Source organism: Pantoea sp. A4, assembly GCF_000295955.2.
Lineage (GTDB): Bacteria > Pseudomonadota > Gammaproteobacteria > Enterobacterales > Enterobacteriaceae > Pantoea > Pantoea multigeneris.
On sequence record NZ_ALXE01000062.1, the window covers coordinates 1 to 12,255 of the forward strand.

Here is a 12,255-nt window from a genome sequence, read left to right on the forward strand (position 1 = left end):
CTGCGCTCTTCTGCCAGCCGCGTGCCCTGCCAGATGAACGTCACCGTCTCCGGCGGGAGGGGCGCGCGTCCCGCCGGCGTGTGGCGATGCAGCACCTTGCGACTGCGGCGGCCCAGCGCATCGTAGGCATACTCGGCGTGGCTGAACACCTTATCCCCGCTAAACTGGACCTGGCACAGCTGGTGTTCGGCATTGTAGAACAGCCGCTGACGCACACCGCCCGGCAGGGTACGCTGCCACACACGGCCAAAACCGTCGAAGCGCTGTGCCACGTTGCCCAGCCGGGTCAGCAGATTGCGCCACACGCGCTGGTCGGCGCGCTCCGTCTGGTTGCCCGCCGGGTCGTAGTTGAAATGCTCCTCGTCCAGCGCGCGGCTGTACAGCAAGTCACCGTCGGCGCTGTAGCGATAGCTGCGGTGTTCCGCGCCGCCGGGGGTCTCAAGGATTTCCGCGCTGAGAATGCCACCCGGACGCCAGTCACTGCTGCGCGTCAGCGGCGCACTTTTGCGTTGCGTAATGTGGCCATCAACGTCGTAGCGCGTACACAGGGTCAGCTCGCCCATGCTGCGCGAGACTTCGCGATGCAGACGGTCACGCTGATACCCGGCGGTTTCGACTTTGCAGCCCTGATACTCCAGCTGACGCGTCAGCAGATGGCCGCCGCCGTAGCGCAGAAAGTGTTCGCTGTTGCCGTCCGGGTGATCCAGCCGCGTCAGACTGCCGAGAACATCACGCTCTGCCCGCCACGCGCCGTGCGGGCCGGACTCTTCCAGCAGGTGACCGGCGGCGTCATGACTGAAACGTAGCGTCTCCGCCCATTCCGGTTCGCCATCATGTGAGAAGCCCGCCTGGCTGACGCGCTGTACTGTGACCTCGCGCGGGCCATAGCGGTAGCGGGTATGGCTGTCGGCGCTGTCGCGGCTAATGAGCCTGCCTTCGGCATCGTAACCAAAGCGCAGGGTCACTGGCGTCATCGTCGGGGGCAAATCTTCCTGCCATCCGGCGTACTGCGGTGGAACGGGTGGCAGGACGGGACGGATGTTCACCGGCTCGCGCGTCCACGCCCACGGGTCCGGCGGCGGCTCCGCGCCTGCCGCGATAGCAATGTCTGAGGGTATATCGGTGATGTCCGTTACTCGCCCACAGGCGTCATAGCCCAGACGCTGCCCGATGCCCGCGTAGTCGGTCTGCCCGGTCAGGCGGCCCGCCGCATCGCGCGCCAACTGCCAACGTTCGCCGTTCGGGTTAATCACCGCGCTGAGCTCCCCGCTGCTGTCATAGTGCCAACGGGTAATACGCCCGGCGGGGCTGGTACTGGCCGTGACCTGCCCGCGCGCGTTGCGCGTTAACGCGGTGACCAGCAAACAGGTCTCTTCTCCGCAGTAGCGTCCCGCGCTGTCGTAGCGGTAGCGGGTCTCGTTATGGGACGGGGGTTCGGTGCGCTGCAACCTGCCGGCCGGGCTCCACTGCCAGGCGTAGATATTGCCCGCCTCGTCGCTGGCCTCACTCAGCCAGCCGTGTGAATCATAGCGCCACCAGGCACGCTGGCCCGAGCAGTCGGTACGCCCGGTGAGACGGCCGCGCAGGTCGTAGCGGAATTCCCGTCGATTGCCCAGCGCATCGGTCTCCGTTATGACTTCACCGTAGCGGTTGAGGGTAAACGTGGTGGTGGCGTCCAGCGCGTCCGTCATGCTGATAATATCGCCAGTGGCGTTGCGCTCGCAGCGCCACTGCCCGCCGCTTTCATCCACTTCGCACAGCGGCAGCGCCCACAGCGGATGCCAGCGCGTAGCGCGGGTGCGCCCCAGCGGACTGGTGACGTCTTCCAGCCTGCCGCGCGTGTCGTAGCCGTAGCGCCAACGTGCGCCATCCGGGGTATAGGTGCTGAGCAGCTGCTCTTCGTGCGCCGCCCAGACGTAGCGCCACTCGTGCTGCCATGGGTCCAGGTAACGCACGATGCGCCGCTGTGTGTCCCAGTAGTGGCGGGTAGTGGCACCGCCTGCTTGCGTGACGGTGGCGCAGCGGGCGTTTTCGTCCACGGTTATGTACCAGCTTTCCAGCAGCCCCCGGCTCTCGGGCTGCGCGCCGGGGCCGGTGAGGACGCCGGAAAGAGCAGGAGATTCTGACGTTGGGAGAGGCTGCGTATCCTCACCCTCTTCCGCCGCGGTGTCGTCATACACGCGATAGCCGCAAACGCGCCAGGTCTCGCCCGGCTGCCAGTCGTAGCTGACGCGCAGGCCACCCGCGTAGCCGTGTGCGGCAAGCAGCCCGTTGCCGTGCCAGCTGAAGGTGCGCGTGGCGATGCCGTCTGCGTCCGTGACGCGCAGCAGCTGCCCCTGGCTGTTGTAGTCATAGGTCACCAGCGGGTATTCGCAGCCGTCTTCCTGCATCACCTGATGCACCGAGACCAGCCGCCCGTGCGCCGGGTGATAACGCAGGTGCACCTTCATTGCCTCGTTGTCGCCGGAGATAAATTCCAGCTGTCCGGCGTCGTTACGGTCGAGGTACTGCACGTTGCCGTGGCGGTCATGAATCTCCACCACCTGCCACTCCCCCGGCTGCTGCGGGTCCGGGGCGTAGCGCTGGCTTTCTCCCATTGCGTCCTGCAGCAGCAGCACGCCGTTGATGCTGCAAAACAGCGTCAGGCCGTCCGTGGGGTACTGCACCACGTCGCCGGGGGCAATCTCGCCTAGCTGGCATTCGCGTCCGGCCGGGTCACGCCAGCGCAGATGCAGCGTGCCGTCTGCGCGCCTTTCTCCCCACAGTCGGGTCTCAAAGGCCAGCAGCCAGCCGCGTCCCAGCATGCCTTCCGCCTCGTTGTGGCTGTGGTAGAGACGCTGCCAGCGCAGCGGTATGCGGTCATCAAGAGTGAAATCCAGCTCCTCTTCTCCGGCGAGGATTTTGGCCCCGGTGGCAAGATTTACCGGGTGCGCCGTCTGCATGGCGCGGGCAGGCAACTGCGCCCGTTTTGCCGCCGCAGCCGCCGTGCCCCCGGCCCCGAACGGACAGGGCATATTTTTCAGCATGCGGGCCGTACGTACCCGCCGATAGAGGTGCTGCACCAGTTCGGTTGCCCGCTGCAGCGCCTTGCCGCCGGATAGCGAGCCGACGAACCACGCCAGCGCATTTTTTCCACTGCGGATGTCGCGCACCACTACCGGATTGCCGCCGATGCGCACGCGGTGATTTTCCAGCACCTTAATCGTGGCCTCGCAGGTGCTGCGGTCGCCGTGCCGGGCGGCGGGCTGGCCGTTGATAAACACCTTGTCCGATCCTTCCGCCAGCCACAGCGGGCCGGGCATGAGATGCAGTTTGCTGCACTCGATGCGGTCCTCCCCGGCGGGCGTGGTGTGCGGGGCCGCGCCAGTCACCAGCGGCTGCACCATGTCGGTCAGGATGTTTTCCAGCAGCGCGGCGCCGTCGGCGTCACTCAGCCCGTCGCGCACTGCCGCCACCAGCGCCTGCGGATGCATCACCACCGCGCTGATGGCCGCCGCCATTTTTAGCGCCTGCCCCAGGGCACTGTCTTCGCCGTCGGTGGCAGGTCGGCTGAAATGGGCAGGATCGGCTCGGCCCGCCGCGCGGGCTGCCGGTTTGCCGCCAATCATTACGTCGGGCGATCCGGTAACGATAATACCGTCTGGCGTGGGCGTCAGCCCGAGCAGGCTGACCAGGCTGTCGGCTGCCTCCGCAGCGGCGTTGCCCCAGCGCTCGGGGAAGCCGTCCACCGTGGCGCTGACAACCAGCGCCACGCCAATCGCCGTGCCGACGCCGCTTGCGGCCAGCGCGGTGCCGCCGATAAACACCGCCGCGTAAATCGCGCCTTCGGCCAGGCCGCTGACAAAATCCGCCAGCGCCGACGGGTGCTCCAGCACATCCCCGCTACGGGCTGCGAGCAGGCTGTTATCGCTCATTACACACTCCCTTGCTCAACTGAGTCGACTTAAACGACCCGAGTATCCTGATGCGGCTGGAAGCTGGCACAGATCTCGCGCCAGCCCTGTAGCTGTTCCGGAGTGAAGGCATCCGGGGCGCTAAACGCCAGCGTCAGCAGATGGTCACCGACCCACGCCAGCAGCAGTTTCTGCACCACTTTTATCTGCTGTCGGCGGAAGCAGGCATCCACCTGCTGCGCCGCAAACTCGCCCAGCTGCGCCTCTGTGATCTGCTCTGCGGTAAACTGCGGCAGCTCCTGTGAAAAACGTTCAAGCTGCTGCGGCAGATAGCGCTCCACATCCTCGGCCATGGTTCCCCATTCGCGCGTGATGGTCAGCGTGGCATTCAGGCTGGTGAGCCGCAGCAGGGTGATGCTTTCATCACGGACAGCCACGGGAAGCGAGAGTGAACCTTCGGTAAGGTGATAGTGCGTCATCAGCTATGCTCCTTTTTTTGACTGAATGCCTGCTGTACCGCAGCCGCGATTTCATCGGGGGTCGCCGACATATGAAGGGTGAAGCTCGTTCCGGGGGTGTTGAGGTTTAGCAAGTCACCGGTTTTAACGGCGGCTTCGCCCTTGACGTTAACCTCCAGCTTGTTGCACTGCAGGGTGATGGTGCCGTTGGGATTGAGGGTGATCAGGCTGTCGCCGCTCGCCAGCGACAGCAACCCGCCGGAAGCGACCACAACATGATTTTTAACCTGTAAGAAGTAATCACCGCCGATCAGATGGTTTTCAGTGAGTTGCGTCTGTTGCAGGCGTTTGCCATCAACACGGCTGTGCACGTTACCCGTGACATCAAAGGCATAGTTACCGCCCACCGCGTGCTGTTCATCGTTTCGCACGGTGGTGTCCATATTGCGCTGCGCCCGGATGTAGACCTGCTCTGCGCCCTTTTTGTCATCGAAGCGCAGAATGTTGGCATGGTCGATCACGCCATCTTTGGTCTGGCTCATAAAGCCCATTTGCGTGGCTGCCGCCGGGAGTTGCCACGGCGGCATTTTCGCTTCGTTGTACACGCGCCCGGTAATGATCGGACGATCGGGATCGCCATTGATAAAGTCGATCACCACTTCATCCTGCACGCGCGGGATCTGAATGCCACCAAAGCCCTGGCTGGCCCAGGCACTGGAGACTCGCACCCAGCAAGAACAGGTGTCGTCCTCTTTTTGGCTGCGATCCCAGTGGAATTTCACTTTGACGCGCCCGTATTTGTCGGTCCAGATCGACTGCCCTTTAGCGCCCATGACGCGCGCGGTTTGCGGGCCACAAGTGCGCGGCCAGGGCGTTTCTGCCTTCCGCCGGAACGGGGTACTCGCCGGTATCACCTCAATATTCAGTAGATGTACGGGAGTCTCCCCGCCGCTGGCGTAGCTATTTTCCTGCAAATTATATTTTGCTTTAACCACCAGATAGTGCCCGGCATCGGCAGGAAATGGCGGATTGGTGAGGGCAAAGGTACAGCCTGGTACCAACCCAAGCGCCGTGCCGCTGGCATTGATGCGCTGATGCGCGGCCTGCCATGCCTGCTGGCGGATGCGGGCGTAACGTTCGCCGTGCTGATGGTCGGTGTAGTGTCCTGGCCAGTCGTAGTAGTCGATGGCACCGGGATGGGGTGACGCAGGATTGTGCAGAATCTGGTCGAGGTTGGCATAGGGCTTACGAAAGTCATAGTCATCGGTTGAGTAGCGTCCCGGCGTGACTTGCCCGGTAATGCTCCACTTTCCAATGCCCTGCATCAACGTGGTGCCCCCGTTTGCCGTGTCGTGCCAGGCAACCGATTCATAGCCATGCCAGGGTTTATGTTGCGCGGCATCATCAATCATCACCAGCGTATGGCGATCGGCCTGATGCTGGAAGAAAAAGGCGATACCTTCCAGCTCCATCAAACGCATGATGAAGTCGTAGCTCGATTCCTGATACTGAACGCAGTACTCCCACAGGCGATAGTGGCCAGTGAGTCGGCTTTCCACGTCAACGCCATACTCTTTCAGAATTTTACTGACGATTTGCGGCACGTTTACCGCCTGGAAGATGCGCATATTGCGGTCATGCTTTAACGGCCAGAGATCCGATTCCAGCGTCAGGCTGTAACAGGTGTAGCGCTGCTCGGCGATCACCGTCGGTTCAACCGTGACTGCGGTGATTTTGCCGTTGAGATAACGCACTGGGTTGAGCATACGTGAGGTAGGAATATTGACCGTCAGCGGCTGGCCGAGCAGTACCTTGTGATCGATGCGCGGTGCCAGGCTTAATAGTTTTACGTTGAGCTGAAACGACTGCGATATTTCTTCACTGCCTTCTAGTTTCCAGAATAACAATTCCGCGCCAACATCCGGGAGCGAAACAGAAATACGTTCGAACATACTTAATCCTTTAAGATTATTATGTAGGGGGCTGTGTACTGAAGTTTTCGGCGCAGATAGTGGCAAAATAAAAAAACGATCGCCACTGTTATTTTTACCCCTCGGCGAGCTAGCGGAACCGCTCATTGCGCCAGGGCAGAGCCAGCAAGGCGTAGCGCCTGGAAATAAGATCAGGCGGGGAATATCAGCATGGTCTTGAATATATTATTAGGGGAACCACTAATTATTGAGCACCTGAAAATCCATTAATAATGAATAGTTCACCTGGTAAGAATATTTTTATTGTGAATTCACGCATAAAAAAAGCCCGGACTGAAATGCCCGGGCTGATTTAATTACGACAAGCTGCCATTCAACTGCGCGGTGGCAGGGCCTGAGGATTGATCGTCAGTTTCTGGTAGCTTTCCAGCCACTGATGATACTTCGCCCCATTCTCCCACAGGCGGGTGTGTACACGCGCCAGCACCACAGGATCGCTGATCAGCTGTAAACGCTGCTCGCGGCTCAGTTTTTCCGGCGCATCGCTCAGCGCCTGATCAACACGGCGGTCACGGGCGTGTTCCAGCAACTCACTTTTCAGGTGACGAGAGGTTGCCAGAGCCGTTGCCAGTGCGTTAAACGCCGGGTGGAACAGCGCATGCATAAAGCCATTTTTCAGCGCACGGCCGCGGTTGAGATGCAGATAGCGATCGGTATCCAGCAACTCGCGCGGGGGATCGTACTCTTCCGGGATCAGGAACAGACGCGCCGCCTTGCTTTTCAGGCCCAGGGTCGCGCGGCTCGACATCACCGACACCAGAGGTGACAGGATCAGCGAGAAGACAATCGGTGCCAGCCACCAGAGGAAGTTGAGGTCCAGCACACCCATGCCGGTTGCCCAGACCACACCCAGCAGCAGCTGCGAACCATGACGACGGAAAGCTTCTGCCCACGGCGTGGCATCATCATCACGCTGCGGTGAGTTCCACACCACTTCCCAGCCGAGGAACGCACTGACCACGAACACCGTGTGGAACAGCATGCGCACAGGAGCCAGCAGGACCGAGAACAGCATTTCGAGGATCAGCGAGAACAGCAGACGAATCGGTCCACCATAGGCTTTCGCGCCTTTGCACCAGATCAGCACCACGCTGAGCAGCTTCGGCAGGAACAGCAGTACCAAAGTGGTAGAGAACAGCGCAATCGCCAGGTCCGGTCGCCACTGCGGCCACACCGGGAACAGCTGGCGAGGTTGCAGGAAGTAGGTCGGTTCCATCAGCGTATGCACCACCTGCAAAGCGGTAGAGAGCGCAAGGAACATGAACCACAACGGCGCAGAGAGGTATGACATCACACCGGTCAGGAACACCGCACGGTGTACCGGGTGCATCCCCTTAACCAGGAACAGACGGAAGTTCATCAGGTTACCGTGGCACCAGCGACGGTCACGCTTCAGTTCATCCAGCAGGTTTGGCGGGAGTTCCTCGTACGAACCTGGCAGGTCATACGCAATCCACACGCCCCAGCCAGCACGGCGCATCAGCGCAGCTTCGACGAAGTCATGGGACAGGATCGACCCGGCAAACGAACCTTCGCCTGGCAGCGGTGCCAGCGCACAGTGTTCAATAAACGGCTGCACGCGGATGATGGCGTTATGCCCCCAATAGTGGGATTCACCCAATTGCCAGAAGTGGAGACCGGCGGTGAACAGCGGACCATACACGCGGGTGGCAAATTGCTGGCAGCGTGCATACAGCGTGTCCATGCCCGAGGCTTTTGGCGACGACTGGATGATCCCGGCTTTCGGGTTCGCTTCCATCATGCGCACCAGCCCGGTGAGGCAGTCACCGCTCATGACGCTGTCGGCATCCAACACCACCATGTAGCTGTAGTTGCTGCCCCAGCGACGGCAGAAGTCATCGATGTTACCGCTTTTGCGTTTCACGCGACGACGACGGCGACGATAGAAGATTTTGCCTTCCCCGCCAACATCACGGATCAGCTCCATCCACGCTTTCTGTTCGGCAATGGCGATGTCCGCATCGTAGCTGTCACTGAGCACATAAACGTCGAAATGTTCGGCGTTACCGGTACGTTTGACCGATTCCCAGGTGGCACGCAGGCCCGCGAAGACGCGTTCTACGTCCTCATTACAGATGGGCATAATCAGCGCGGTGCGATGTTCCGGGTTAAGCGGTTCATCCCCCGTGGTTGAATACGAGATACTGTATTTATCACGGCCAATCAGCAGTTGCAGGAAGCCCATCAAGGCGGTCCAGAAGCCCGCCGAGACCCAGCAGAAGAGGATCGCGAACAGGAACAGAATCCCGGTCTGCAAGATGTAAGGCAGAATCAGCTCCACCGACTGTAACCAGTTCTGATTGAACAGCGACAGAGGATCAAGCAGCGTCCAGCCCTGATAAGGCAGAATGGTTTTCATGTACCAGGTGGCGACCACAGTCTGCAATACGGTCAGGATCAGCAGAATGTAGCGACGCAGAGTCCCCACGTGACGCCACTTCTCTTCTGAACGAGCACGTCCGCGCGAGGTGCTTTTTTCGCCGCGTACCGATTTCCAGGCGCGCACAATCGGGTTAGTACGCCAGACTTCAGGGAACATCAGCGAGCGTTTGACCTTCGGCATCGCTTTTAAGGTGGTGCGATCGAGGTAGTCCTTGCCGAACTGTTCGCCGTTGGCGACGGAATCCGGCCAGGCCATTTGCACGCGCGCAGAGACCGATTTCAGTGGTGCGTCATCGGGTCTGTCGCTGGCCGCCTCATCATGGCCCAGCGTTTCATGGACGAAATGAAACGCCGTGGCATTGTGGAGCGAGGCGCTGAGATGCGCCCTACCCTCCGCGTCGAGCGGGAGGGCCTCCACATAATTTTCGGGAACAAATGTCGTATTATTCATTGGCAGGTAACTGATAGCTCCAGGTTTCCGTCAATGTTTTGTCACCACTGACCAGTGCGGCACGCATCTCGGTTGGCTGCTTGTTATCTTTGACACGCAGACGCAACACCAGACGCCAGCCTTTCGTAACCGGGTTATAACGCACGCTCTGTTCTACTACATCGGCGTTACTGCCCACGCTAACCTGCGGTGCTACCTGCGTATCTGCTGCCAGCTGGCTCATGGCTTTACCCACGAAGTCCACGGTGAAGGCAACAGTGCCGTCAGGCTGACGCACCAGGTTTGATTGTTTGACGTCGCCCGCAGAGCGCAGCGTATCTTTTACCCATGCAGTGTCCGGCGAGTGCAGTTCGTTCTCGTCACGGGTGAAGTGCAGGCGATAGCTGAAGTCCAGCGGTTTACCGGCATCCGGCAGTTTTTCCGGCGTCCAGAACGCGACGATGTTGTCGTTGGTTTCATCGGCGGTGGGGATTTCAACCAGCTCAATGCGGCCTTTGCCCCAGTCGCCCTGTGGTTCAACCCAGCCACTTGGACGCAGATCGTAACGATCGTCCAGATCCTGATAGTGGCTGAAGTCACGGCCACGTTGCAGCAGACCAAAGCCTTTCGGGCTGTCGATGGTGAAGGTGCTGACCGCAAGGTGTTTCGGGTTGTTCAACGGACGCCAGATCCACTCACCGTTACCGGCGTGAATCGAGAGGCCATTGGAGTCATGCAGCTCGTCACGGAAGTTAGTGATGTTAGAAGGCTGGTTAGCCCCGAACAGGAACATACTGGTCAACGGTGCGATGCCCAGTTTGCCCACCTGATCGCGCAGATAGACTTTCGACTGAACGTCAACCGTCGAGTCTTTGCCCGGATGGATCACAAAGCGATACGCACCGGTGGCGCGCGGGGAGTCCAGCAGGGCATAAATGACCAGCTGTTTGTCTTGTGGTTTTGGACGTTCGATCCAGAACTCTTTAAAGCGTGGGAACTCTTCACCGGAAGGCAGCGCGGTATCAATCGCTAAGCCTCGCGCGGAGAGACCATAAACCTGGCCTGCACCAATCACGCGGAAATAACTGGCGCCGAGGAAGCTGGTGATCTCGTCGCTTTTGTTTTTCTCGTTAAGTGGGTAAAGCACTTTAAAGCCGGCAAAGCCCAGGTTTTTTGTCTGGTCTTTATCAACTTTGACGTTGCCAAAGTTAAAGTAATCAGGATTGTATTTAATTTCATGAACCGCGTTAGCCGCGACTTCATTGATTTTTACCGGATACTCGAAATACATCCCCTGATGATAAAATTCCAGTTTAAACGGCGTGCGCAGTTTGCCCCAGTAGGCTTTATCATGGTTGAACTGAATATGCTGGTAGTCAGCAAATTTCATTTCACGCAGCTGAGAAGGTAAGTTGCTTTTTGGTGCTTCAAAGCCTTTCCCTGCCAGGTTTTTCGCCTGTTTCGCCACATCATCAAGGTTGAATGCCCAACTGTTGTTCGCATACAACGCAAGCAAAACGGCTGCGCCGATCCAGCGCATTTTAGACATTTTGCTTGTATTTTTTTCGTTAATCAGCACATCTCCCCCTTTCGTGTGCTTTACCCAAACCCACATATCTTAAAGGAATATCCGGATTTCCGACAGCATGTGGATCAGATTGTTCCCGGATTTTAACATTCCGGGCGCATGTTTCGGATTTTTAACCGACACAGAATCCACTGATAGTATACGCTGTTTAGCGCAGGTAGAATTTATCTCTGACAGAATAGGTGTTTCAGGGTGAAACGCTGGTGATACAGCTGTAAGTGGAACGATATGACTCAAAACAAAGCACAACGTGAATATTTTCTCGACTCCATTCGGGCTTGTCTGATGTTACTTGGGGTTCCTTTCCATGTTTCCCTGATCTACTCGATGCAGGCCTGGGCAGTGAACAGCGCTGAGCCTTCGGTGTGGCTGACGGTGTTTAACGATTTTATTCACGCCTTTCGGATGCAGGTGTTTTTTGTTATTTCCGGTTATTTTTCCTATATGTTGTATCTGCGCTATTCGCCAGGCCGCTGGTTGAAGGTGCGTCTGGAGCGTGTAGGGATTCCGCTGCTGTCGGCCATTCCGCTGTTTACGTTGCCGCAATTTTTTATGCTGAAGGCCTGGACGGCGAAGATGGCCAACTGGGACAGCCTGAGCCTGTACGATAAGTACAATAATGTGGTGTGGGAGTTGATTTCCCATCTGTGGTTTTTACTGGTGCTGGTGGTGTTGACCACATCCGGCATGGTGATGTTCCGCTGGTTGCGTAACCAGCGTCATGAGCGTGATTACGATCAGGTAGGCTGGGGCAAGATTACGCTGGCATTTATGGTGTGGGTTCTGTTGCTGGATCTGTTCCGTCGGGCGATTTTCCTGACCCAGCCACAGCTGTTGTCTGATGGCCTGTTTAACAATGTGGTGATGGTGCCGCTGTTTTATTTGCCTTTCTTTATGTTGGGCGCCCTGGCGTGGAAGCATCAGGCGTTGAAGCAGTTGTTTATCCGTTTTAATCCGTGGATGTGTTACGGCACGATCGCGGTGTTTATTGCTTATTCTCTTAATCAGCGTTTTAGCAGCGGTGCCGGTTGGTTGTATGAGATCGATAATGTTATTTCGACGCTGATGGGCCTGTGTATGCTGAATGTGTGTTTCTGTTTCGGTTATAAAGCGCTCAACTCTCATTCTCCGCGCATTATGTATCTGGTGAATGCTTCACTGTTTATTTATTTGGTGCACCATCCACTGACGCTGCTGTATGGCATTTTTGTCACCCCGCATATCAGCAATAATACCGTAGGCTTTTTACTCGGCCTGACGACCGTGTTTGCCGGTGCATTTCTGCTGTATGAAATTCATTTGCGCATCCCACTGCTGCGTTTTCTGTTCTCCGGCAAACCACAGCAGCGCAAAGTGGCAACGGTGCGGGGATAGTTCGGGTTCTGGGCTGGTCAAGGTCAGGACAATCGTCTGTGAAACCGAGATGCCTCGGCCTGTCAGGGTAATCGGGCTGCGACGTGGCTCGCTCCGATCCCCCTGCCCTCCGAAATCC

6 protein-coding genes are annotated in these 12,255 nt (G+C 58.4%); 1 reads left to right on the forward strand and 5 read right to left on the reverse strand.

The window, feature by feature from the left end:
• The 5 genes from B880_RS0122665 to B880_RS0122685 form a co-directional block, all read right to left on the reverse strand.
• Nucleotides 1-3,914: DUF6531 domain-containing protein (locus B880_RS0122665; protein ID WP_017349752.1), on the reverse strand; the 3,914-nt coding region annotated here is incomplete at its 3' end.
• A 29-nt stretch (nucleotides 3,915-3,943) separates the two neighbouring features.
• Entirely contained in the window at nucleotides 3,944-4,372 is a 429-nt protein-coding gene (locus B880_RS0122670) for a DcrB-related protein (RefSeq protein ID WP_017349753.1), read from the reverse strand.
• Entirely contained in the window at nucleotides 4,372-6,303 is a 1,932-nt protein-coding gene (locus B880_RS0122675) for a type VI secretion system Vgr family protein (protein WP_017349754.1), read from the reverse strand. Before B880_RS0122675 ends, B880_RS0122670 begins: the two co-directional genes overlap by 1 nt.
• A gap of 352 nt (nucleotides 6,304-6,655) precedes the next feature.
• Nucleotides 6,656-9,196: a glucans biosynthesis glucosyltransferase MdoH gene (gene mdoH / locus B880_RS0122680; RefSeq protein ID WP_017349755.1), complete on the reverse strand. Its 2,541-nt coding sequence runs from the start codon at nucleotides 9,194-9,196 to the stop codon at nucleotides 6,656-6,658.
• Entirely contained in the window at nucleotides 9,189-10,724 is a 1,536-nt protein-coding gene (locus B880_RS0122685; protein WP_157060610.1) for a glucan biosynthesis protein G, read from the reverse strand. The genes mdoH and B880_RS0122685 overlap by 8 nt, the downstream gene beginning before the upstream one ends.
• A 267-nt stretch (nucleotides 10,725-10,991) precedes the next feature.
• On the opposite strand from B880_RS0122685, the gene mdoC reads away from it, so the two are divergent.
• Nucleotides 10,992-12,137, forward strand: a complete 1,146-nt coding sequence (gene mdoC / locus B880_RS0122690; protein ID WP_017349757.1) for a glucans biosynthesis protein MdoC — start codon at nucleotides 10,992-10,994, stop codon at nucleotides 12,135-12,137.
• Nucleotides 12,138-12,255 lie beyond the last annotated feature (118 nt).